Annotated in this window: 23 protein-coding genes; 8 read left to right on the forward strand and 15 right to left on the reverse strand. The window is 30.4% G+C overall.

Annotated elements, in window-relative coordinates; translation table 11 throughout:
• The first annotated feature begins 91 nt into the window (after window positions 1-91).
• Window positions 92-292, forward strand: a complete 201-nt coding sequence (locus ACUXZJ_RS04465) for a hypothetical protein (protein ID WP_446195881.1) — start codon at window positions 92-94, stop codon at window positions 290-292.
• A gap of 323 nt (window positions 293-615) precedes the next feature.
• On the opposite strand, the gene ACUXZJ_RS04470 is transcribed toward ACUXZJ_RS04465, so the two are convergent.
• Together ACUXZJ_RS04470 and ACUXZJ_RS04475 are read right to left on the reverse strand one after the other, a co-directional pair.
• Window positions 616-2,160, reverse strand: coding sequence for a glycine--tRNA ligase (locus tag ACUXZJ_RS04470; protein ID WP_060383602.1), 1,545 nt, complete (start codon window positions 2,158-2,160; stop codon window positions 616-618).
• A 377-nt stretch (window positions 2,161-2,537) separates the two neighbouring features.
• Window positions 2,538-2,774 (reverse strand): hypothetical protein, encoded by a 237-nt coding sequence (locus tag ACUXZJ_RS04475; RefSeq protein ID WP_123861961.1) that lies wholly within the window; start codon window positions 2,772-2,774, stop codon window positions 2,538-2,540.
• 100 nt (window positions 2,775-2,874) lie between these two features.
• Between ACUXZJ_RS04475 and ACUXZJ_RS04480 the strand changes: the two genes are divergently transcribed.
• Both ACUXZJ_RS04480 and ACUXZJ_RS04485 read left to right on the forward strand, forming a co-directional pair.
• Window positions 2,875-3,558, forward strand: a complete 684-nt coding sequence (locus ACUXZJ_RS04480) for a ComF family protein (RefSeq protein ID WP_235820765.1) — start codon at window positions 2,875-2,877, stop codon at window positions 3,556-3,558.
• Window positions 3,559-3,645: 87 nt separating this feature from the next.
• Window positions 3,646-5,250 (forward strand): Ig-like domain-containing protein, encoded by a 1,605-nt coding sequence (locus ACUXZJ_RS04485; protein WP_063743536.1) that lies wholly within the window; start codon window positions 3,646-3,648, stop codon window positions 5,248-5,250.
• 343 nt (window positions 5,251-5,593) lie between these two features.
• On the opposite strand, the gene ACUXZJ_RS04490 is transcribed toward ACUXZJ_RS04485, so the two are convergent.
• The 13 genes from ACUXZJ_RS04490 to hemA all read right to left on the reverse strand — a co-directional run bounded on the left by ACUXZJ_RS04490 (window position 5,594) and on the right by hemA (window position 17,460).
• Window positions 5,594-7,033 (reverse strand): nucleoside recognition domain-containing protein, encoded by a 1,440-nt coding sequence (locus ACUXZJ_RS04490; RefSeq protein ID WP_060383600.1) that lies wholly within the window; start codon window positions 7,031-7,033, stop codon window positions 5,594-5,596.
• A gap of 55 nt (window positions 7,034-7,088) precedes the next feature.
• Entirely contained in the window at window positions 7,089-7,694 is a 606-nt protein-coding gene (locus ACUXZJ_RS04495; RefSeq protein ID WP_060383599.1) for a hypothetical protein, read from the reverse strand.
• Window positions 7,695-7,711: 17 nt separating this feature from the next.
• Window positions 7,712-8,425, reverse strand: a complete 714-nt coding sequence (locus ACUXZJ_RS04500) for a 3'-5' exonuclease (protein ID WP_060383904.1) — start codon at window positions 8,423-8,425, stop codon at window positions 7,712-7,714.
• A 67-nt stretch (window positions 8,426-8,492) separates the two neighbouring features.
• The gene (locus ACUXZJ_RS04505) at window positions 8,493-8,963 is read right to left on the reverse strand and encodes a methylated-DNA--[protein]-cysteine S-methyltransferase (protein WP_060383598.1); all 471 of its coding nucleotides are present in this window, start codon (window positions 8,961-8,963) and stop codon (window positions 8,493-8,495) included.
• A 79-nt stretch (window positions 8,964-9,042) separates the two neighbouring features.
• A complete protein-coding gene (locus tag ACUXZJ_RS04510) occupies window positions 9,043-9,420 on the reverse strand; it encodes a c-type cytochrome (RefSeq protein WP_060383597.1) in 378 nt (125 codons plus the stop codon).
• Window positions 9,421-9,506: 86 nt separating this feature from the next.
• Window positions 9,507-10,502, reverse strand: a complete 996-nt coding sequence (gene hemB / locus ACUXZJ_RS04515; RefSeq protein ID WP_060383596.1) for a porphobilinogen synthase — start codon at window positions 10,500-10,502, stop codon at window positions 9,507-9,509.
• 18 nt (window positions 10,503-10,520) lie between these two features.
• Entirely contained in the window at window positions 10,521-11,555 is a 1,035-nt protein-coding gene (locus ACUXZJ_RS04520; RefSeq protein ID WP_446195887.1) for a DUF4421 family protein, read from the reverse strand.
• A 1-nt stretch (window position 11,556) separates the two neighbouring features.
• Window positions 11,557-12,462, reverse strand: a complete 906-nt coding sequence (gene hemF / locus ACUXZJ_RS04525) for an oxygen-dependent coproporphyrinogen oxidase (RefSeq protein ID WP_088419428.1) — start codon at window positions 12,460-12,462, stop codon at window positions 11,557-11,559.
• A 61-nt stretch (window positions 12,463-12,523) separates the two neighbouring features.
• Entirely contained in the window at window positions 12,524-13,111 is a 588-nt protein-coding gene (locus tag ACUXZJ_RS04530) for a DUF3575 domain-containing protein (RefSeq protein WP_060383593.1), read from the reverse strand.
• A 218-nt stretch (window positions 13,112-13,329) separates the two neighbouring features.
• Window positions 13,330-14,355 carry a uroporphyrinogen decarboxylase gene (hemE, locus tag ACUXZJ_RS04535; RefSeq protein WP_060383592.1) on the reverse strand — a complete coding sequence of 342 codons (1,026 nt, stop codon included), beginning with the start codon at window positions 14,353-14,355 and terminating at the stop codon, window positions 13,330-13,332.
• Between the two features lie 11 nt (window positions 14,356-14,366).
• The gene (locus ACUXZJ_RS04540; protein WP_063743543.1) at window positions 14,367-15,044 is read right to left on the reverse strand and encodes a uroporphyrinogen-III synthase; all 678 of its coding nucleotides are present in this window, start codon (window positions 15,042-15,044) and stop codon (window positions 14,367-14,369) included.
• Between the two features lie 106 nt (window positions 15,045-15,150).
• Entirely contained in the window at window positions 15,151-16,116 is a 966-nt protein-coding gene (gene hemC, locus ACUXZJ_RS04545; RefSeq protein WP_060383590.1) for a hydroxymethylbilane synthase, read from the reverse strand.
• 33 nt (window positions 16,117-16,149) lie between these two features.
• Window positions 16,150-17,460, reverse strand: a complete 1,311-nt coding sequence (gene hemA, locus ACUXZJ_RS04550) for a glutamyl-tRNA reductase (RefSeq protein ID WP_060383589.1) — start codon at window positions 17,458-17,460, stop codon at window positions 16,150-16,152.
• A gap of 231 nt (window positions 17,461-17,691) precedes the next feature.
• Here hemA and ACUXZJ_RS04555 point away from each other — a divergent pair, with 231 nt between their 5' ends.
• From ACUXZJ_RS04555 to ACUXZJ_RS04575, 5 genes are all read left to right on the forward strand, one after another.
• Window positions 17,692-18,558 carry a helix-turn-helix transcriptional regulator gene (locus ACUXZJ_RS04555; RefSeq protein ID WP_060383588.1) on the forward strand — a complete coding sequence of 289 codons (867 nt, stop codon included), beginning with the start codon at window positions 17,692-17,694 and terminating at the stop codon, window positions 18,556-18,558.
• A gap of 90 nt (window positions 18,559-18,648) precedes the next feature.
• Window positions 18,649-19,659, forward strand: a complete 1,011-nt coding sequence (hemH, locus tag ACUXZJ_RS04560) for a ferrochelatase (protein ID WP_063743544.1) — start codon at window positions 18,649-18,651, stop codon at window positions 19,657-19,659.
• Complete coding sequence (locus ACUXZJ_RS04565) at window positions 19,659-20,207, forward strand: CopD family protein (protein ID WP_060383586.1); 549 nt, start codon at window positions 19,659-19,661, stop codon at window positions 20,205-20,207. The genes hemH and ACUXZJ_RS04565 overlap by 1 nt, the downstream gene beginning before the upstream one ends.
• On the forward strand, window positions 20,207-21,685 hold the full coding sequence (locus ACUXZJ_RS04570) for a sensor histidine kinase (RefSeq protein ID WP_060383585.1): 1,479 nt from the start codon (window positions 20,207-20,209) through the stop codon (window positions 21,683-21,685). Before ACUXZJ_RS04565 ends, ACUXZJ_RS04570 begins: the two co-directional genes overlap by 1 nt.
• Window positions 21,686-21,689: 4 nt before the next feature.
• Window positions 21,690-22,472: an enoyl-CoA hydratase/isomerase family protein gene (locus tag ACUXZJ_RS04575; protein WP_063743545.1), complete on the forward strand. Its 783-nt coding sequence runs from the start codon at window positions 21,690-21,692 to the stop codon at window positions 22,470-22,472.
• Window positions 22,473-22,821 lie beyond the last annotated feature (349 nt).

Raw genomic sequence — 22,821 nt, forward strand, 5'->3', positions numbered from 1 at the left:
GAGCAGATGTGATATATGCCATCAATAAAAACTAGAATTGATAAGAGTTAAAACATTTTATTTCAATGAGTTATAAAAATTAGTTTTTCTAATGCGTAATATGGGTTTAAAAGGTATCGAAACCGATTTTGTACGAAAAGGAAAAGTAGGAGAAAATGAAGAAGATCATAAAATTTTAGTAGGAAAAATCAAAAGAGCTACTCGATTAGAAGCTAGTTTTGATAATGAGAAAGAGAACGATAATCTAAAAAGAATGAAATTTTATGGATATGTTTCGGAATTCATACGGTAAATGCACTTGCTATAGACAGACGAAAAATAGCTCTTGAATCCCAAAATTTAGTGGCTTAAAAATCAAGAATTAGAGTTCGATGGGAGTAGTGTGTCTTATTTAAATTTATTTGTAATAATATTCATTCAAAAAAGATAGTTGCTAACAAAAAATCCAATTTTGTAATTTTACAAAATTGGATTTTTATTATATTCTTTATTAAAATAGGCTTACTTGTGAGTCCGCTAAATTAAATTACATAACACTGGTCATCTGATTTTTCCTGTTATCGAGTTCAAAGATTAGACGTTAATTTTTCAGAAAGCCTCTTAAAAAGTAAAAGTTTATTTCATTTTTAATAACCAATTACGAACTGAAACTTCACTGTGAATAATAGCTCTTAAATCAGCAATTGCTACACGATCTTGTTGCATAGAATCACGATGACGTATTGTAACAGTTTTATCCTCTAATGTTTGATGATCTACTGTAATGCAAAACGGTGTGCCAAGAGCATCTTGACGGCGGTAACGACGACCTACTGCATCTTTTTCATCATAAGCTACGTTAAAATCCCATTTTAAGTCTTCAATAATTTCTTTGGCTAACTCTGGTAAACCATCTCTTTTTATTAGTGGTAAAACCGCTGCTTTTGTAGGTGCAAGAACTGACGGCAAACGTAAAACTGTACGTGTAGAACCATCTTCTAAAGTTTCTTCTTGCAATGCTTTTGAAAAAACAGCTAAAAACATTCTATCTAAACCAACAGAGGTTTCTACTACATAAGGAACATAACTTGCATTTTCCTCATTGTCAAAATACTGTAATTTTTTGCCAGAATGTTGCTCATGTGCTTTTAAATCAAAATCAGTACGTGAATGAATACCCTCTAATTCCTTAAATCCAAAAGGGAAATTAAATTCAATGTCACAAGCAGCATTAGCATAATGTGCTAATTTTTCATGGTCATGGTAGCGGTAGTTTTCAGCTCCCAAACCTAAAGACTTATGCCATTTTAAACGTGTTTGTTTCCAATATTCGTACCATTTCATTTCTTCTCCTGGTTTTACAAAAAATTGCATTTCCATTTGTTCAAACTCACGCATACGGAAAATAAATTGGCGTGCTACGATTTCATTACGAAATGCTTTACCTGTTTGTGCAATACCAAAGGGTACCTTCATACGCCCTGTTTTTTGGACGTTTAAGAAGTTTACAAATATACCTTGAGCTGTTTCTGGACGCAAATATAAATCCATTGCAGTATCTGCCGAGGCTCCTAATTTAGTACCAAACATAAGGTTAAACTGGCGCACTTCGGTCCAATTTTTTGAACCTGATTCAGGACAAGCAATGCCTAATTCTTCTATTAATGCTTTAACATCAGCTAAATTTCCAGTGTCTAAACCATGAGCCATACGTTCTAAGATTTCTTTTTTCTTAGAAAGATATTCAACGACTCTAGGATTAGTAGCTACAAACTGAGCTTCATCAAAAGTATCTCCAAAACGAGATTTGGCTTTTTCTATTTCTTTTTGTGCTTTTTGATTTAATTTTTCGCAATAGTCTTCAATTAAAACGTCTGCACGATATCTTTTTTTAGAATCTTTATTATCAATCAAGGGATCATTAAACGCATCTACGTGACCTGAAGCTTTCCAAGTAGTAGGGTGCATAAAAATAGCAGCATCTATTCCTACAATATTTTCGTGCATTTGCACCATTGATTTCCACCAATAGTCACGAATATTCTTTTTTAACTCTACCCCGTTTTGAGCATAATCATACACAGCGCTCAAACCATCATAAATTTCGCTTGACGGAAATATAAATCCGTATTCCTTTGCGTGCGAAATAACATTTTTAAATAAATCGTCTTGTTTTGCCATAGTATTGCAAAAATAAAAAAACGGATTTAAAAAATCCGTTTTCTCCCCTTATATAATCAACAATTTTAAAAAAGTTATTTAAGTATAACCTCCACTCAACCAATTAGATCAGTTCTTCCTGTTGGTATTGCGGTTATAATATCACTCAATATTTATCTTAATTAAGTAATATTTAGAGGTATAAACTCATCTAACTCTCATTGTTTAAATTTATCCTACTTTTTACTTTTTTATAAATAAAAGTTCTTATAATCTTTTGTTATGCCCTTTTTATTTATATTATCTTTATAAATCTTATTTCTTACTAAAAAAAATAACTATAATTAACTTTTAAAGTGTTTCTAAAACCTATCTAAGACAAATTCTTATCTAAGAAACTAAGAAGATTTCTTTCTTACCTTTACCAGTTCATTTTCAAGCTGTACTTGTTTATCGACTAACTCTTTATTTTTCCTTACCTCTGCATCAAACCGAAATATTATTTCGCTTAAATCATTAGTGTAAGTTGTTCTATCTAAAATTTTTTCTTCCTGAAGTTTTAGATTTTCTTCTACAACTTGATAGCATTTAACACTTAATGATACTGCTATGGAAAGCAGTCCTACAGAAACCATTTTATAGACTGTTAATGAATCCCTTAACAACATTCTAATTTGACTTTGTTACAATCAAATGTATTTTAATAATTTTATTACAAAAAAAAAAATCGACGAAATGCTAAAAAAACTGATTAATTTATTTTTTCCTGATTTATGTCTAGGATGCCAAGATTTATTAGTTAATAACGAACAATCAATATGCCTTGAATGTAGGCATAACCTCCCTTTAACCTATCAATGGACTAAAACAAACAATGAGGCATTTATTAAATTTTATGGGAAAATACAAGTAGAGCATGTTTCCTCAATGTTTTATTACCACAAAGAAGGAATAGGTCAAAAGCTCATACATAATTTAAAGTACAAAGGACATATTGAAATAGGGAGTTTATTAGGCAAATGGCACGCTGAATATCTTCAAAATCTTCCCGTTTTGAATACTATAAACTACATAATTCCAGTACCTCTACATCCTAAAAAAGAAAAAGAACGAGGGTACAATCAGATTGATACATATTGTGAAAGCTTATCGGAAGCATTAAAAATTCCAATCAATAAAAATCTTTTATTTAGACAAGAATATAATATAAGTCAATCCAAAAAAGGATTAATAGAACGCAATAACGTTGAAAAAAACCGTTTTATTAGTAAACTCAAAAAACTTGATGGACCCATTCATTTTCTTTTAGTTGATGATGTTCTCACTACAGGAGCTACATTAGAAGCTTGTGCTAAGGCATTGCAACAATCTGATAAAATAAAAATTAGCATAGTAACTATGGCTTTTTCACAATCTTAAATAAATGTCGTTATTTTGTACTTCTAATAAATTTAATACCCAGCCGTTATAGATACTTGTTGTCTAATGAGCATAAAATTAATCCTAATGAAAAATAAATCATTTATTTTATTATTATTCTTTGCTTTAACTCTTATCAATTGCGCCAAAAGAGGTTCCATTACAGGAGGCGATAAAGATATAACCCCTCCAAAGATGATAAGTAGTTATCCGAAAAACTTTTCAACTGATTTTAAAGAAAAAAATATCCGAATTACTTTTGATGAATATATAAAAATAAATGATCTACAGAAAAATCTCATTATATCACCTCCTTTAAAAAACCAACCAAACATTCAACCACAAGGAGGTGTAAGTAGACAAATTACTATAAAATTAAACGAAGAATTAGTTCCTAATACAACTTACAGTTTTAATTTTGGAGAAAGTATTGTAGATAATAATGAAGGAAATAAACTAAAAAATTTTAAATACGTTTTTTCAACTGGAAAAAATTTAGATTCATTGTCTATACAAGGTATCATAAAGGATGCTTATGAAAGAATTACGCCAAATTTTGTAAATGTAATGTTGTATGAAGTAGATGAAAAGTATAACGATTCTACTATTTACAAACAAACTCCTCGTTATATCACTAACACATTAGATAGTACCACTAGCTTTAAAATTGAAAACATAAAGGCAGGAAAATATAAATTAATAGCTTTAAAAGAAAACGTTTCAAATTATAAATATGATCCTAAAAAAGATAAAATAGGTTTTTATAATCAAGTAATCAACATACCTGATAATTCAATATTTGAATTAGAGTTGTACAAAGAACATCCTTCATTCAAGCCTAAAAGACCTACACAAGCTTCTGGTAATCGAATTTTATTAGGTTATGAAGGAAAGAATGTACAAAATATTAAGATCCAAGCACAGTTCAAAGGAAATAAAATACCTGTGCGTGTTTCAAAAGTTCAGGATAAAGATTCCTTACAAATTTGGACTCCTTATATAAAGAATGATTCTATTCAGTTAGAATTATCAAAGGAGAAATACCAAGAGCGTTATTCTGTAAAATTTAAAGAATATAAAAAAGATACTTTACATCTTGATTGTAAAACAACCTATTTGCATTTAAAAGAAAATTTAGCACTTAAATCATCAACTCCTATTGAAAAATGGGATACTAATAAAATTTTATTAACCAAAGGAGATAAAACACTTGTTCCTTTCAAAGCAAAATACGAAGATTATACTCAAAAATTTGAATTAGATTTTGAAAAGGAAGAAAATGAAAAATATGATTTAAAACTATTACCAAGCGCAATAGAAGATTATATAGGAAATAAAAATAAAGACACTCTAAAGTTTAATTTTTCGACAAAGAAAATAGAAGATTATGGGAATTTAAAAATACACTTTAAGAACAAAAAAGACATACCTCTTATGATAGAACTTACGAACGAAAAAGGAAAAGTTTTTTACACGAAACTTGTGAGTGAGAATACGATAGATGTGGATTTTATTTTAATAAATCCTGAAAAATATTACGTTAGAGTTATCTATGATCTTAACAAAAATGGACAATGGGATACGGGTTCTTTCTTAGAAAACAAACAACCTGAAGAAGTTTATCATTTTCCAACTGTTCTTGACGTTCGAGCAAACTGGGATGTCAATCAAGAAATTGATTTAGGAAAATAATCCAAATATTATCCTGTTTTTTAAAAGTCTTAATCATATCAAATACAAACTTGCATATTAGCAAAATGGATATTTTTAGAAAAATAAACCCCCGAAGGCCCAAAAAGAGTCAAAAACGGGGTTTTTCTTTAAAAATTTAATGTAAAAAAATACAGCGTTTAATACCATTTAAACTTTTGAAATTTCCTCATAATACTATTTTTTTAACCTTGAGACTGTTCAAAAAGTTCGCAATATTTTGAGTAAAGAGAGAATCGCATGATGTTGATTTAGGCACTATCCTACAAAAGTAATAAAATTAGTGTTGGTTCTCGATGCGATTCGCGCTTGAACTAACGATGATTTAAAAAAACCAAGTTGCCACAGCAATAGCTGCTAATACACAAATAAAGTCAACTAAAAGCATTGTTCCTAGGGTATAGCGTGTGTTTTTTATATTAACAGAACCGAAATATACAGCTATTACATAAAAAGTAGTTTCAGCACTACATTGAAAAATGCAAACCAAACGACCTGTAAAAGAGTCTACACCTGAAGTTCGCATAGCATCTATCATAAATCCACGTGAACCACCTGAGCTAAAAGGGCGTAATAAAGCTACAGGGAGACCATCCGTAATTTCTTTGCTAACTCCTATTTGACCAAATAAAAAACTAATGCCATTACTTACAATCTCAAACAATCCACTATTCCTAAAAAAGGAGATGGCAACCAGCATTCCCATAACATACGGAAAGATTTTTACACCAGTATTTAATCCATTACGAGCTCCTTCAACAAAGGTATCAAAGATGGTCGTGTTGGCTAGAGTGAATTTCTTTTCATGAATAAAAGAAAAAATGAGGGTAAATCCGATAATAGATATTAACATTAATCCAGATAAATTGCCTGTAAAAGCATTTTTACCTATTAAGTCTAATGTATTAATGTAAAATAATAACCCAATGATGGCACTTATTATACCCATTAATGCGCTTAATAACCCAACGCTTTTAAAATTTATACGCTGACGAATACCCACTATTAATAACGCTGCTATTGTACCTATAAAAGAGGTAATGATACAAGGAAGCATTACATCCGCGGGATTAGATGCGTTTTCGGCTGCTCTATAACCAATAATTGAGGTAGGTATTAGGGTAAGACCCGCAGCATGTAAACACATAAACATAATTTGTGCATCACTAGCTTTATCTTTGTCTGGATTAAGTGTTTGTAAACTTTCCATTGCCTTAAGACCAAATGGGGTAGCAGCTGAATCTAATCCTAAGAAGTTAGCGGCAAAATTTAAGGTCATATAGGATATAGACTCATGATTTTTAGGAACTGATGGAAATACTTGCGCGAAAAAGGGACTTAATTTTTTAGCTAATTTTTCAGAAGCACCTGAAATAATTAATAATTCCATTAACCCACAAAAGAATGCTAAATACGCAATTAAGGGAAGGATTAAATCTACTAAACTGTTTTTACAAGTAGGAAGTAGTCCATCTGCTTTTTGAAATCCGCTATATAATTTAACCGTTTGATTTTTATATACATAAGTAGTGTCAGTATTTAGTGTATCCTTATTGACAACCATTGTCATTTCAGGAGCTTTTTTGATACTATCTGCTACAAATTTAGGTAGTTGGTTTAAATATTTTTCAGATACTAAGATGGGATCCTCTTTTTTGCCATTTAAAATATAGTCAGTACTATAACTTCCTTCAGTGAAAAAATTTAGAACAATGAAAAAAATAGATGAAATAAAAATTGCCAACCAAAATCTGCTTAAAACCATAAATTTTTATTTTAAATGGGTGAAATAACTTTATAAAGGGTATAAAAGTAATAAATCAAAAAATATTTTCGGGGTAAAGTATAACTTTTCCGATATAAATAGGAGCATCAAAAGTAGTTTTTAATGCTGCTTTTGAGTTTAAAACGGCACGATATCCTACGCCTGCTCCTAATCCTAACCATTTTAATATTCTGTAATTGGTTTGTCCTGATATTTCATTTACATATAAAGAAATATTAGTATCACGAACAATATCATCATTTATTTCTCTAACAAAACTAGGTTTTCCAAAACCTATTTGTTCTGTTAAAAAACATTCCCATTTAGGATTCTTGTAAAAGATCCAATCAGTAAAAAGACTTCCATACCACATACTTACCTTGTTGTCATTAATTGCCTGTGTTTTTTTGTTTACATAGGTAATGTTAACGGGAGATAGAATGAAAGAAGAACCTAATCCGAATCGGAATTTATTTTTATATTGAAACCCTACTTTCGTGCCCAAAATAGAAATATGGTTTCCTCTTAAGCTAGAAAAACGATTATCCATTTGAAAAATAAATCGGTATTTTTTATCTGGATTAGAAATTCGTTCTTGAGCATTAAAAGAATGACTTAACAAAAAAAGAAATACGATATAAAAGTGATTTTTAGGAATCATATAGAATAATGAGTATATTATACAATAAAGATTTCGTCGTCTATTAATAAATCTTCTCCTCTTAATCGAAGAATGATTTGAGCAACTGCTATTACATCTTTTTCACAATAGGTTATAATTCTGTCTATGTTTTGTTCTTGATAATATACTTTAGCTACATCACTACCTTCTATATCTCCTTTGGGAGAAGGTATGCCTAAGACGGTTGTTAATAATTTTAGAGATGTATAATGTTTGTAATCTCCAAATTTCCATAAATCCAATGTGTCTAAATGAGGGACTTCCCATGGTTTTTTTCCAAAAAGGTTTAGTTTTTTTGGAATAGGGATACTATTAATGATCATTCGTCTGGCTATATAAGGAAAATCAAATTCTTTAGCATTATGTCCGCATAGTAAATGCTGTGTATGACTATAGTGGCTGTTTAATAAATTAGAAAAATCATTTAGAATGGTTATTTCATCACCCCAAAAACTGGTTACTCTAAATTGGCGAATATCTTTTTTAAAAGAAAAATAGCCTACAGAAATACAAACAATTTTGCCAAATTCAGCCCAAATACCTGCTCGATTATAAAACTCTTCCGCAGTAAATTCCTCTTTACGTTGGTATTGAGTTTTGAGTTCATATAGTTCTTGTCGTATGGGATCTAAAGAAGAAAAGGTTTGATGTTCAGGTACTGTTTCTATATCTAAAAATAAAACGTTTTCAAGTTGAAGTTTGTCTAGCATATTACCCATTTTAACCGTTACCTACGAAAATAAAAATTTACGATTAAAAAATAAAGAATTTTTAAAATTAAAATAATATTTGTTGTTTTGAAGAGCTTTCATGTTCTAATAGCCATTTTTTACGCCATAAGCCACCTGCATATCCTGTAAGAGACCCATCAGTCCCAATCACGCGATGGCAAGGAACCACAATCCAAAGTAGATTTTTTCCATTAGCTGAAGCAGCAGCGCGAATGACCTTCGTGTCACCTAGCTTTTTTGCTAAATCTAAATAAGAAATTGTTTTTCCGAAAGGAATTTTAAGTAATTCATTCCAAACTTTTTTTTGAAAATCTGTCCCTTGTAGATTTAATGGAAATGAAAAATTTGTTCTATTACTATAAAAATATTCTTGTAGTTGATTTACAGCATCTAGGAGTTCTTGTGGAATTGGAACAGATAAATCCCCTTCTGTTACTACTGAAATACTAGCAATTCCTTTTTGATCTCCTTCAATTTTGATGATACCTAACGGGGAATGAATAAATGCTGTTTTCATAAGATTCGTTATAAGATCTAGGAAATTTTTTAAAACTTCCTAGGTCTTTATAATTTAGATTTAATAAGTACGAAATGTATTAAAAACTTAATATATAGGTCTCTATGGCCTTTAATTCTTCTTTAGGAAGATTTTTAGTAATAGGAAAGTTAGCTTTCATTGTATTATACTGACTAGGATCTACTATAGGTTGGCTTTTTTCTTGAAGAAAGTCAACAATGCTTCCGTTTTTTTCTTTGTATAGTTTAGCTATTTCTTTTAAAGAAGGGCCCACTGTTTTTATATCAGGTTTATGACATGTATAACAAACGCCTTTTCCTTCAAAAATTTCTTTGCCTAAATCAATAGGTTTTTGTGTAACAATGGTTTCAGAGGTTGATTTACCAAAACGCTCTTGACTTTCTTTTTTACAAGAAAAAATAATTCCGATAAGTGATAATAATAAGAGTTTTTTCATATTCTGTTTAAATGTGTCACCTTGAACGAGCAAAGAATTTTATAGAGTATATAGGAATTTTGACTTAATTGAAAATAATAAGATCGTTATTTATTTAATAAAATAGCAGCTTCTTTGGCAAAATATGTTGAAATTAAAGTAGCACCTGCACGTTTTATACACATTAATTGCTCTATCATGATTTTATCATGATCTAACCAGCCTCTTTCCGAAGCTGCTTTTATCATAGCATATTCTCCTGAAACATGAAATACTGTAACGGGTACATTTACCGCATTTTTTACTTCACGAACAATATCTAAGTAAGCAATTCCTGGTTTTACCATAACCATATCAGCTCCTTCTTTTACATCCCAAAGAGCTTCTTTTACAGCTTCTATACGGTTTGCATAATCCATTTGATAGGTTTTTTTGTCTTTAGGAACTACAATGTCAGCTTCCTTTGGTGCGCTATCTAAGGCATCACGGAAAGGCCCATAAAAAGCGGATGCGTATTTAGCGGAATAACTCATAATACCTACATTATGATAACCAGCTGCATCTAATCCTTGACGTAAACGGAATACACGTCCGTCCATCATATCGCTTGGTGCAACAAAATCAGCACCTGCTTCTGCATGAGAAACAGCCATTTTTACTAGAGCATCATTTGTAATATCATTTGCTACATCTCCTTTTTCTATGATTCCATCATGACCGTAGATTGAATATGGGTCTAATGCTACGTCTGGCATAACGATCATATCAGGGCATTCTTTTTTGATGGCACGAATAGCATTTTGCATTAAACCATTAGGATTCCAGGCCTCTTTTCCTGTGTTATCTTTTAAACCATCATTTATTTTTACATAAATATTTACAGCTCTAATGCCTAAGGTGTATAGTTCTTTAACTTCTTTTATTGTTAGATCCAGTGTACGACGGTAGATGCCGGGCATAGAAGGAACTTCTATTGAAGTGTTTTCACCTTCCATTATGAACATAGGGGACATAAAATCAGATGGACTTAAGCTAGTTTCTCTTACGATATTTCGTATCGCTTCGTTTATTCTTAATCTTCTACCTCTGTGTATAGGAAACATATCTTTTATTTTTTTAGATTATATACCGAATTTATTTTCTATTTTTTCAAATACTTTTTTAACACTTTTAACTTCATTAAAGCGATAACCAATAAAAAGTACAGTATTAAATTTTGAGTTCATTATATCAGCAGCTACTTTACTATCATATTGGTAATTTTTGTAATTGACTCTAATTCCTGAGAAGAAATTTTCTTGATTGTAACCTAATGAAAAATTTAAATCTAAATTGTAATTCCATTTGATTTTATTGTCAAAAACAACAGATTCCTTGTTATTTGTATAATAATTTTTAGAATCATGAAATCCAATACCTGGATGCAAACCTCCAGTAGCAAACCATGTTTTGTTAATTACGTAATTATACATGTAACCTAATTGAAGAATGAAATCTACAGATTTTATCCGTTCTAAGTTTTGTTCAAAAGAATTAGGATTATTAGTATATAAATTGTTAATAAAATAGGTGAGTGAAGGCATGAAACTACCGGCACTTTTTATTTGTCTTTCTGTTTGAGATTCGTAAGCTCTATATGAAAAATTCTTATTAGTTATATAAAAAATTTTGCCTCCAATGGTATTGATTTCTAAATCGTCAAAAACCTCAATTGGGTTTTGATCATCTGGATTTCTTAAAGTAAATCCTTTCACTTTTTTATAAGTAACTTCTTGTCTTAGACGATCAGAGTAAAAAAATTTAAAACTTAAATCTAATGTTTTTGTATTAGCTCTCTGATTATTCAATTCGGGGATGAAATCAGGTGAAAAAGAATAACTAATTCCTAAAAATTTATAATCAAAAGAGAAACGAAGTTTTAATTTTTCATCAGGAGAGAAAATGCTTCTTTTATTATCTGTATAATTTAATTTAGGGATGTAAAAATTATCTACTTCTGAATTAATATCTATTTTAAAGATCATTTTGTCAAAATAATTCAAACGATAATCTAGGTTATATTTATGCGATAAAGCATGCCTAATTTCTCCCTCTTTTTCTTGAGCAAGAGAAACGGGATAATATACTAGTATTAAAACTTTTAGCCAATTACGCATATTATTTTAACCACTCTACTGGTTTTGATAAAATTTTTATCAGTTTTTCTTCTTCACTGTTTGTTTCTGGATGATGGTCATATATCCATTGTACATGAGGAGGTAAACTCATTAAAATACTTTCAATTCTACCATTTGTTTTTAATCCAAATAAAGTACCTTTGTCATGAACTAGGTTGAACTCTACATAACGTCCTCTACGGATTTCTTGCCATGTACGGTTAGCGTCTGTGTAAGGTAAACCTTTTCTTTTTTGTACTATTGGTAAATACGCATCTAAAAAACTGTTTCCGACTTCTGTAACAAAGTTGTACCAGTTTTCCATAGACATAGTGTCAGTTGTTTTTAAATAATCAAAAAATAAACCACCTATACCACGAGCCTCATTTCTGTGGCTATTCCAAAAGTATTCGTCACATTTCTTTTTATAATTAGGGTAAAATTCTGGATTGTGTTTATCACAAGCAGTTTTACATATTTTATGGAAATGAATAGCATCTTCTTCAAACAAGTAGTAAGGCGTTAAGTCTTGTCCACCACCAAACCATTGATTAATAATAGTTCCGTTATCATCGTACATTTCAAAATAACGCCAATTGGCATGAACTGTTGGAACCATTGGGTTTTTAGGATGGATTACTAAACTTAGTCCACATGCAAAAAAATCAGCTTCTCCAACACCAAACATTTTTTGCATGGTATCAGGTAATTTTCCATGGACAGCAGAAATATTAACGCCTCCTTTTTCAAAAACAGTTCCGTTTTCAATTACACGAGTCCGACCACCGCCTCCTTCGGGTCTATCCCATAAGTCTTGACGGAATTTAGCTTTTCCGTCTATATCTTCTAAACCTTTACAAATTTGATCTTGAAGGTTTTGTATATATGTGTAGAATTTATTTTTCATTTATGATTTTAAATATACAATTTTATCTAAGCTAATTCTATTAGGAATACCAGTATCATTATTAGTTTTTACCCAATTTGTAACAAATCATAACGCCTCCTCTATAAGGTAGCCATTCGCCGCTCTTGTTAAAATTATCTGCTGTCTCGTAACGCTCTCCACTTTCTAAATAATAGCCTTTATAATATCCTTGTTGAGAACCACCACCCATAAAAATATCTATTGAAAAAGATTTGTTTACAGGGACTTTAAACCCGACAGTCATTCCGAATAATAAGCTATAGCCTTCTTGATACCTGCCTGAATTGAGGTAATTCCATTTTTGCATTTTATAACTGGAACCGCCAATGTGACCTCCTAAATAAAATCCTTTTTCAAGTGTGTTGAAATGATATCTTACTTCTGGAATTAAGATGGCAAATTTTTGAGGAGCATTATTAACGGACTCCCATAATGAAGCCATTAGATCTGCTTGAAAAGTTAATTTGTTTCCTATTTTTGTTTCTACTCCTATTTGTGGTAATCCTACAATCGTGGTTATATTTCCTTTAATAGAAGTTTGAGAATAAGTATTTATGATAAAAAAGTATATAAAATATTTTATATACTTTTTTAGTTTTTTATCTATTTTATTAGATAGTACGTACATATTTTTTTATTTAGAGATCTTGTGAGATATTTTATAATTAATATTAGAAAAAATATAATGGGTTTGCAAATAGTTTTCAAAAGTAAATTATTAATAAAAATAATAAAGCTAAAATAATTTTTATAATTTAAAATTCAATATTCTTTATGCTTTCTTTTGCATTATAAGTTTATAAAAATATAAAAAATAACGATGTTATATTAGCTTTATTGATATTACTATTTTTGATACTCTTTTACGGCTTCTATAAATGCTTTTGCGTGATCTACAGGAATATTTGGTAAAATACCGTGACCTAAGTTTACGATATATTTATCTTTTCCAAATTCGTCAATCATTTCATGTACCATTTTTTTGATAGTAGGTATTGGTGATAATAGACGAGAAGGGTCAAAGTTTCCTTGTAAAGTAATGTTTCCTCCTGTTAAATAGCGTGCATTTTTAGGGGAACAAGTCCAGTCTACTCCTAAAGCAGATGCTTTTGATTGTGACATTTCATTTAATGCGAACCAACAACCCTTTCCAAAAACAATTACTTCTGTTATGGGAGCTAATGCTTCTACAATTTGATTGATATACTTCCAAGAGAACTCTTGGTAATCAGTTGGTGATAGCATCCCTCCCCAAGAATCAAAAACTTGAATGGCATTACAACCGTTAGCTACTTTTTCTTTTAGATATAAAATAGTGGTGTCGGTAATTTTTTGTAATAATGCGTGTGCTGCTTCGGGTTGTGAAAAACAAAAACCTTTGGCGGTATCATAACTTTTAGAGCCTTTTCCTTCTACTGCGTAACAAAAAATGGTCCAAGGAGATCCTGCAAAACCTATTAATGGTACTTCATTGTTTAACATTTCTTTTGTTAATTTGATAGCATCCATTACATAACCTAAGGACTCTTTGATTTCTGGAATATACACCTGATTGACTTGTTCTATTGAACGAATAGGGTTTGGAATGATGGGCCCTATGTTGTCTTTTAGTTCTACGTCAATTCCCATAGCTCTAGGAACCACTAAGATGTCAGAGAATAAAATGGCTGCATCAGGTTTTACAATATGAATAGGTTGTACCGTTATTTCAGCTGCTAATTCGGGTGTTTCGCAACGTGTGAAAAAATCATATTTATCTCGTAAAGCTCGGAATTCTGGTAAATATCTTCCTGCTTGACGCATCATCCATACAGGTGGACGTTCAACTGTTTCTCCTTTTAGTGCTCTTAAGAATAGATCGTTTTTTAACATACTTTTTGTATTTAGACCTGTGAGGTGTTTTTATAATAATTGATACATTTAATAATTACATTTTCAACTGAAGGTTGATCTGCAATTTCGATTTTTTGGGTTATATTTCTCAATGCTTTTGCTGTGGTATTACCAATACAAAAACATATTTCATCTGTTATTTTGTTTTCTTTTAAATAACTTTCAACTCCTGATGGACTGTAAAATAAGATTCCTTCTGATTTTATATTGTTTTTTTGAGGGATTAAAATGGTTTCATATACTTCTATTTCCTTTAAAGTAATACCGAATTCTTTTAATTTTTTAGGTACAATATCTTGTCTTAAATTACCACTAAAGAAAGTATAGCTTAAATTAGGATAATTTAAAGAAATTGTTTTTGCTAATTCTTCTGCATAGTTTGCATAACTTTCAATAATGAATCCTTTTTTTTCTAGTAATGTTTTTGTTTTAATTCCCACACAAAAAATCTTTTTACTTTTTAAAAAATTAATGTCTTTAGAATTTAAAACGGCAAGAACAGCATTTTGACTTGTAAAAATAAGAGCATCTGTTAATTCTTTGATAGAGACGTTTTTTGTTTTAATGTTAATAAAATCAGAATCAATAATTTCTATATTAAGATCTAATACTAATTGTTTTTGTTTAGGTAGTAATTTTTTAGTAGATAATATTCGTGTTTTTTTCATTTCTTCTATAAAAAAGATCTCTATAAATTATCAAAAAATCACTGAGTAATATATTTTCATACTATTAATCTTTAATTTTATAAATTATTTTTTGAATCTGTAATTGTTATTTTTTTAGTTGCTTTTTAATGTCAATCATGAGTTCATTTCCTCCATTATTGAGGATTTCTCTAGCACAATTTAAACCTAATTTTTTCCATTCAGAAACATCAAAAGAGCGTTCGATGGTTATTTTTTGTTGACCATTAATTGAAAATAAGGCTCCTTTGAAATCAATTTGATCTGTTTCTTCGTTATAAGTTGCCAAAGCACCAATAGGAGCAGTGCAACCTCCTTCTAAGGTGCGTAAAAATTGACGTTCTATATAGGTGCAAATCTCAGTTTCTATATGGTTTAATTCAGATAAAGCTTCCAGTGCAAGAGTGTCTTCTGCCATAGCTACTACCATCATAGCTCCTTGTGCAGGTGCAGGTATCATCCAGTCTAACGAAAGGGTTGTTTCAGGTTTTAAATTTAAACGTTCTAAACCAGCACAGGCAAAAATAGCTCCACCCCAGTCATTATCTTTTAATTTTTGAAGGCGAGTGTTTACATTTCCTCTTAAATCAACTGTTTTATGTTGTGGATATTTGTGTAACCATTGTGCTTGACGGCGTAAACTTCCTGTGGCAATTATGGAGACGGTATTTAAGAAATCAGTACTTCCTTTATGAACTAAAATGTCTACTGTATTAGCTCTTTCTAAAACAGCGGCTTGTACGATGCCTTGTGGTAAAGTAGTTGGTACATCTTTCATAGAGTGTACGGCAATATCTACTTGACCAGAAATCATAGCAATGTCTAGTGTTTTAGTGAAAATTCCTGTAATTCCTAATTCATATAAAGGTTTATCAAGGATAATATCACCTTGTGATTTAACAGCTATAATTTTGGTCTTATAGCCTAAATCATTTAGTTGTTTTTCAACAGTATGTGCTTGCCAAAGAGCTAATTCACTATCACGAGTTCCAATTCTGATTACCCGGTTATTATCTCCTGGAGAAATAATTTGTTTGTCTTTATTTTTTTTCATTAAGAATTTTAATTTTTAAACCCGAATAAAGATTTAGATAGATTGTAAATCTTCTGTATGAATCGTTTCTGTTTTAGAAAAACTTCCTTTTGGGGTTGGAGCACTTAACTGAAAAACACGTTGTATCCAATCTACACTTTCGTCAACCGAAGTGTTTTCATCTTTTAAGTGATTAGCAAAATGATTGGTTATTTTTTGTATGATTCGATTACTTATAATTTCTGCTTGCTCTTCATCAAAATTAGACATTTTTTTGCGTTGGTATGCCATTTCTAATTCTTTGATAGACTGTAGTTTTGCTTTTAGTGCATGTATAGTTGGAGCATATTTGCGTCCTTTTGTCCAAGTAATAAATTCGTCTTGAATTTCTTCAATTATTTCTTCTGCCTGTGGGATAAATTTCTTTCGATTTTCTAGAGTTTCATCTGTCATTTGTGACAAGTGATCCATGTGAATTAATCTTACTCCTTCTATATCTTGAACGTTTTCATTTACGTTTTTAGGTATTGACAGGTCTAAGATGAGTAAAGGTTTTTTTAAATTTAGGATGGTTTTGTCAACGGTTGGATTTTGTGCTCCTGTAGCAACAACTAAGACATCTGCTTTTTGAATTTCCTCTTGTAAATCAGCATAATCTTTTACAATTAGATCTAATTTTTTAGCTAATTTTTCTGCTTTATCTTTTGTGCGATTAATTAAAGTAATATGATCGTGTTTGCTGTGTTTTACTAAGTTTTCACAGGTATTACGACCAATTTTTCCTGTGCCAAAGAGTAAAATATTTTTATCGGAAATATCAGGAACTGTTTTGAAAATATATTGAACAGAGGCAAAAGAAACCGAAGTCGCACCAGATGATATTTCCGTTTCATTTTTTACACGCTTACTTGCTTGAATAACAGAATTTACTAAACGTTCCAAATAAGCATTAACCATTTCATATTCTTTTGATAAGACAAAAGCGTTTTTAATTTGAGAAATGATTTCAAAATCGCCCAAGATTTGACTGTCTAAGCCAGTTCCTACTCTAAATAGGTGATGGATCGCTTCTTTATTCTTATATACGTAAGCAACTTTTTGAAAGTCTTCAACGGTACCTTGGCTGTTTGCACAAAGTAATTTAATTAACTGAAAAGGGTGCTGTGCAAAACCATATATTTCGGTTCGGTTACAAGTAGAAGTAACGATCAAACTTTCTAAGCCATCTTCTTTGGCTTGTTGGATCAATTGAGTCTTAGCTGGTTCATCTAAACTAAATTTTCCTCGCATTTCAGCATCTGCTTTTAAATAGCTTAAACCAATTGCGTAAAAAGTGGCAGATTTTGAGGGAATATTCTGTGTCATTAAAATCCTAATCAAATTTTCTACAAACAAAAGTATTTAGTTTTGTTTTTCCAAAATAACGCTATAAGTACTTTTTGTATCGCTATAAGTTATTTTGATAGTTGATTTGAGTTTTTAGTCATATTTATGCTATTTTTGTACTGGAATAGGCTGCTCACAAGTTTGTTATGTAGAATAATTCTAAATAACAAATCCTGTTTACTGAAAAAATCTATTTAAAAAAATGTCGCTATGGGTGCTACTGAAGAGATAAAAATGGATGATGAATTTGTTTTATTAAGGTTTCAGAATGATACAGAAGAAGTTGTTAAGTATGAACGTCCAGTAAAGACAGGTTTGATTCAGTTTCATTTTGGTTTAAAAGGAAAAGGAAAGTTTGTTTTTAATAATGGTAGTTATACCATAGGATTAGAAAGCGAAAAATCGCTTTTATTTTACAATCCCGAAAAAGAACTCCCGCTACATTTAAATATAGAACCCAAAACTTGGATTATCTCTATTTTGATATCTATTAAAAAATTTCATGGTTTATTTACTAATGATGCAGACCATATCCCTTTTTTGAGTGAAGAAAATCGGGATAGAAAATATTATGGAGAAGAGAATATAACGCCCTCTATGGCTATTGTACTCAATCAAATGTTTCACTATAATTTAAATCCAACTATTAAAAATTTATATTACAGAGGAAAAGGATACGAACTCCTAAGTTTGTTTTTCAATAAAAGTGAAGATCCTAATATAGAACAATGCCCTTTTTTAATAGATGAAGAAAATGTAAAGAAACTTAAAAAAGCAAAAGAAATTATTATTGCTAATATGTCAGAACCACCAGGGCTAGAAGAACTAGCCGAGCAAGTAGGTTTAAACTTAAAAAAACTAAAAACAGGGTTTAAACAAATTTACGGTGAAACAGTTTATGGATTTTTGTTTGATTATAAAATGCAATATGCTCGAAATTTATTAGATAGCGGATCTTATAATGTAAATGAAGTAGGATTAAGAATTGGCTACAGTACAGCTAGTCATTTTATTGCAGCATTTAAAAAGAAATTTGGTACAACGCCTAAAAAGTATTTATTAGAAAAAGTAAATTAGAATAGATAAAAGAAAGATATAAGATAGGAAGTACAATATCATTTTATTTTAAACTATCTTTAAATTTTGTAAGTCTCAAAAAACATAAAAATGAAAGGAGTATTATTAGTTAATTTAGGTTCGCCCGACAGTACAGAGGTAAAAGATGTAAAAAAATATTTAGACCAATTTTTAATGGATGAACGCGTAATAGATCTTCCTTATTTATTAAGAGCCTTTCTAGTAAAAGGAATCATATTGAATACGCGACCTAAAAAATCAGCAGCAGCTTATAAAAAAATTTGGTGGGAAGAAGGATCTCCTTTAATTGTTTTAACTCAACGATTACAAAAAAAAGTACAAGATTTAGTTGATTTTCCAGTAGAAATTGCAATGCGTTATGGTAATCCTAGTATAGAATTTGGATTACAACGATTGTATGATAAGGGAGTAAAAGAAGTATTGCTTTTGCCTTTGTATCCACAATTTGCTATGGCAACCACAGAAACTATTTTGGTCTTAGCGGAAGAAATTCGGAAAAAGAAATTTCCTTCTATGACTTTTAAAACAATACCTGCTTTTTATAAACGAGAACGTTATATCGCTAATTTAGGAACATCAATAAAGGAAGCTTTGGCTGGCATTGAAGCTAATCATGTGTTGTTTTCCTATCATGGCGTACCAGAACGACATATAAAAAAATCAGATATTACAAAATCACATTGTACAATTGATGGAAAATGTTGTATAACACCCTCTCCCGCACACGAATTTTGTTATCGCCATCAATGTTATGAAACAACCAGACAAGTAGCCGAATTATTACAATTAGAAGAAGGAAGTTACAGCACTTCGTTTCAATCTCGTTTAGGACGTGATCCTTGGTTACAGCCTTATACTGATGCCACAATTGATGGACTCGCTCAAAGAGGAATTAAAAATTTAGCCGTTGTAACACCTGCTTTTGTTTCAGATTGTTTAGAAACTCTGGAAGAAATAGGTATGGAGGCTGCTCATAGTTTTAAAGAAAATGGAGGAGAAGACTTTTTGACAGTAGCTTGTTTAAATGATCGTGATGATTGGGCGCAAACTATAGCAAGTTGGATTAAGAATTGGAATTAATGGAACTTTACAACTACATAAAATCATTGCATCTTATTTTTGTAATCACTTGGTTTTCAGGATTATTTTATATTGTACGTCTTTTTGTATACCACGCTGAAGCTAAGGAAAAAATAGAGCCAGAACAAAGTATTCTAATTAAACAATACCAATTGATGCAATACCGTTTATGGTACATTATAACTTGGCCAAGTGCTATACTTGCTAGTATTTTTGCTTTTTGGATGTTATTTTTTACTGATATAGGTAGTCTATGGCTTACACAATCATGGATGCATGTTAAGTTAACTTTTGTTTTTCTCTTGTATTTGTATCATTTAAAATGTCATCAGATTTTTAATCAATTGCAAAAAAATGAAGTTAAAAAAAGTTCTACCTTTTTTCGATTATGGAATGAAGGAGCTACCATTATTTTATTTGCAGTCGTTTTTTTAGTAATTTTAAAAAATGCTATCAATTGGATATTTGGCGTAATAGGTATAATTCTTTTTTCTATACTTCTAATGCTAGGTTATAAGTTTTATAAAAACATACGAGAAAAAAAATAATGATAAACATCTTTCTTTGGGGTAAAAATCTTTCCTTACGATCAAGAATTTTTCTTGCACTTATATTTATAACATTAATATCCTCAATATTAATAGCATTAGTATCAATACTTCACTTTCAATACGAAAGCCAAGAATATCATAAAGAACGATTATTACGTAAAGAAGAACAAATTAAACAACATATAGAGTATGTATTAGAAACCACTCCGCATCCTCTAATAACAGCTAATTTAGCCTCAATTTTTAAAGAAAAAATATTTGAAATAGCCGATATTCATAATTTAGAAATAGATATTTATGACCTGCAAGGAAGAATGTTAATTAATTCAAGAGCACCTATGATAAAAGGACAAATTACGATTAATATATCGGATAATTTGTTAGGGAAAATTAAATACGCTGATAAAAATAGATTCATAGGTGAGGGGGAAGCAAGAGGAGATGTGTATAATTTCTCTTATAGCTACTTAATGGATCATATAGAAAAGAAACCCATTGGTATTATACGTTTGCCCTACAAACAAGATGATAGTTATTATAAACAAGAAATAGAAAACTTTTTAGCCATATTTGGGAGTGTGTATTTAGGAATGTTCTCATTGGCAGTTTGGTTAGCTTTCTATCTTTCTCGATATATTACCAAATCTCTTGAAACCATTTCTCGTAGACTAACCGAAACCAGTTTGACCGAAAAGAATAAAAAAATAGATTTAGTAACACACAGTTCCGAAATAGATAAACTTATTCAGTCTTATAATAAGATGATTGATGAGTTAGAAGAAAGTGCTAATAAACTAGCACAAGGGGAGCGAGAAGGAGCGTGGAGAGAAATGGCAAAACAGGTAGCTCATGAAATAAAAAATCCCTTAACTCCCATGCGATTAACCGTTCAGAGTTTTGAAATGCGTTTTAATCCTCAAGATCCTAACATTAAGCAAAAAGTAACAGATTTTTCTAAAACACTCATTCAGCAAATAGATACCATGAGTGCTGTTGCCAATGCTTTTTCTAATTTTGCATCTATGCCGGCTCAACAAAACGAAACACTAAATGTGGTAGATGTAGTAAGTATGGCATTAGATATTTTTAATGAAGATTATATTAAGTATTGTCCCTGTACAAATGAAATTATTACCAAAATAGATAGAACTCAACTTATCCGTATTATTACGAATCTAGTAAAAAATGCAATACAGGCTATACCAGAAGAACAAATAGATAAGAAAATTTTAGTATCTGTAAAAAAAGAGGAAAATAATACCATAATTAGTGTATGTGATAATGGAAAAGGAATAGCAGCTCAAGATTTTGAACGTATATTTGAACCTAAATTTACCACAAAAACTAGCGGAATGGGACTAGGACTAGCGATTATCAAAAATATAATTGAAAATTATCAAGGAAAGATTACTTTTGAATCTAAATTAACTAAAGGAACTACTTTTAAAGTACTATTACCTATTATAAATAAATAGCAATATGGAATTAAATAATATTTTAGTCGAGCACGAAAAATTTACAGCTACTATAACAATTAATCGACCAGAAAAATTAAACGCACTAAATTCTGAAACGATAAAAGAATTACATTATTGGTTAAAAGAATTAGAAGCAAATGAAAACATTAGAACTATTGTCCTTACAGGTAGTGGTGAAAAAGCTTTTGTAGCAGGTGCTGACATATCTGAATTTGCTCATTTCTCTGAACAAGAAGGAGCTGAATTAGCTAGAAAAGGACAAGAAATTCTTTTTAATTTTGTAGAAAACATGAAAACCCCTGTAATTGCTGTAGTAAACGGATTTGCATTAGGAGGCGGTTTAGAGCTTGCCATGTCTTGTCATTTTCGTATTGCTTCTGAAAATGCAAAAATGGGATTACCTGAAACTTCATTAGGCGTTATTCCAGGTTATGGAGGGACACAACGTTTGGCACAATTAGTCGGTAAAGGACGTGCTATGGAAATGATTATGACAGCTGGTATGATAGACGCTAACACCGCAAAAGAATTTGGATTGGTAAATCATGTAGTGCCTCAAACAGAATTGTTTGCTACCTATATGACTATAGTAGATAAAATACAACGTAACTCTCCCATTGCTATAGGTAAAGCAATTGAAGCCGTAAATGCAAATTATAAAGAAGGTGTAAACGGTTTTGAAACAGAAATTAAAAAGTTTGGAGAATGTTTTGCTACCGCTGATTTTAAAGAAGGAACGACCGCATTTTTAGAGAAACGTAAAGCTATTTTTGAAGGAAAATAACAACTGATTAAAACTTATTCTAAATAACTTTTAGTTCGTAAGAAAAGAATTTAATATTAAAATATTACCCCCTCTTGATCAAAGTTTTCCAAATTTCATTAACTAGGTTTTTAAATGAAAATTCTTTAAAAAAGAGGTTGCTGTTTTTATTAAATTTAGATTATATGTTAGACTTTGTAATGAAAATAAAAACAGTAAATAAGATAAAAATATGCGGAATTTTGTTCCATAGTTGTAGTTTTGTAGCCTTGAAACAAAAAACGTATATTTTTATCTATACCAAATCTCTTATGTATAATTCAGTTTGAAACTATACTGGTTTTGATTCGACTATATTAATATATTTTTT

The organism is Flavobacterium sp. TN-1 (assembly GCF_052828645.1).

Coding starts and splice junctions, on each gene's coding strand:
- ACUXZJ_RS04465 (WP_446195881.1), top strand. CDS start 92: ATGCGTAATATGGGTTTAAAAGGTATCGAAACCGATTTTGTACGAAAA.
- ACUXZJ_RS04470 (WP_060383602.1), bottom strand. CDS start 2,160: ATGGCAAAACAAGACGATTTATTTAAAAATGTTATTTCGCACGCAAAG.
- ACUXZJ_RS04475 (WP_123861961.1), bottom strand. CDS start 2,774: ATGGTTTCTGTAGGACTGCTTTCCATAGCAGTATCATTAAGTGTTAAA.
- ACUXZJ_RS04480 (WP_235820765.1), top strand. CDS start 2,875: ATGCTAAAAAAACTGATTAATTTATTTTTTCCTGATTTATGTCTAGGA.
- ACUXZJ_RS04485 (WP_063743536.1), top strand. CDS start 3,646: ATGAAAAATAAATCATTTATTTTATTATTATTCTTTGCTTTAACTCTT.
- ACUXZJ_RS04490 (WP_060383600.1), bottom strand. CDS start 7,033: ATGGTTTTAAGCAGATTTTGGTTGGCAATTTTTATTTCATCTATTTTT.
- ACUXZJ_RS04495 (WP_060383599.1), bottom strand. CDS start 7,694: ATGATTCCTAAAAATCACTTTTATATCGTATTTCTTTTTTTGTTAAGT.
- ACUXZJ_RS04500 (WP_060383904.1), bottom strand. CDS start 8,425: ATGCTAGACAAACTTCAACTTGAAAACGTTTTATTTTTAGATATAGAA.
- ACUXZJ_RS04505 (WP_060383598.1), bottom strand. CDS start 8,963: ATGAAAACAGCATTTATTCATTCCCCGTTAGGTATCATCAAAATTGAA.
- ACUXZJ_RS04510 (WP_060383597.1), bottom strand. CDS start 9,420: ATGAAAAAACTCTTATTATTATCACTTATCGGAATTATTTTTTCTTGT.
- hemB (WP_060383596.1), bottom strand. CDS start 10,502: ATGTTTCCTATACACAGAGGTAGAAGATTAAGAATAAACGAAGCGATA.
- ACUXZJ_RS04520 (WP_446195887.1), bottom strand. CDS start 11,555: ATGCGTAATTGGCTAAAAGTTTTAATACTAGTATATTATCCCGTTTCT.
- hemF (WP_088419428.1), bottom strand. CDS start 12,462: ATGAAAAATAAATTCTACACATATATACAAAACCTTCAAGATCAAATT.
- ACUXZJ_RS04530 (WP_060383593.1), bottom strand. CDS start 13,111: ATGTACGTACTATCTAATAAAATAGATAAAAAACTAAAAAAGTATATA.
- hemE (WP_060383592.1), bottom strand. CDS start 14,355: ATGTTAAAAAACGATCTATTCTTAAGAGCACTAAAAGGAGAAACAGTT.
- ACUXZJ_RS04540 (WP_063743543.1), bottom strand. CDS start 15,044: ATGAAAAAAACACGAATATTATCTACTAAAAAATTACTACCTAAACAA.
- hemC (WP_060383590.1), bottom strand. CDS start 16,116: ATGAAAAAAAATAAAGACAAACAAATTATTTCTCCAGGAGATAATAAC.
- hemA (WP_060383589.1), bottom strand. CDS start 17,460: ATGACACAGAATATTCCCTCAAAATCTGCCACTTTTTACGCAATTGGT.
- ACUXZJ_RS04555 (WP_060383588.1), top strand. CDS start 17,692: ATGGGTGCTACTGAAGAGATAAAAATGGATGATGAATTTGTTTTATTA.
- hemH (WP_063743544.1), top strand. CDS start 18,649: ATGAAAGGAGTATTATTAGTTAATTTAGGTTCGCCCGACAGTACAGAG.
- ACUXZJ_RS04565 (WP_060383586.1), top strand. CDS start 19,659: ATGGAACTTTACAACTACATAAAATCATTGCATCTTATTTTTGTAATC.
- ACUXZJ_RS04570 (WP_060383585.1), top strand. CDS start 20,207: ATGATAAACATCTTTCTTTGGGGTAAAAATCTTTCCTTACGATCAAGA.
- ACUXZJ_RS04575 (WP_063743545.1), top strand. CDS start 21,690: ATGGAATTAAATAATATTTTAGTCGAGCACGAAAAATTTACAGCTACT.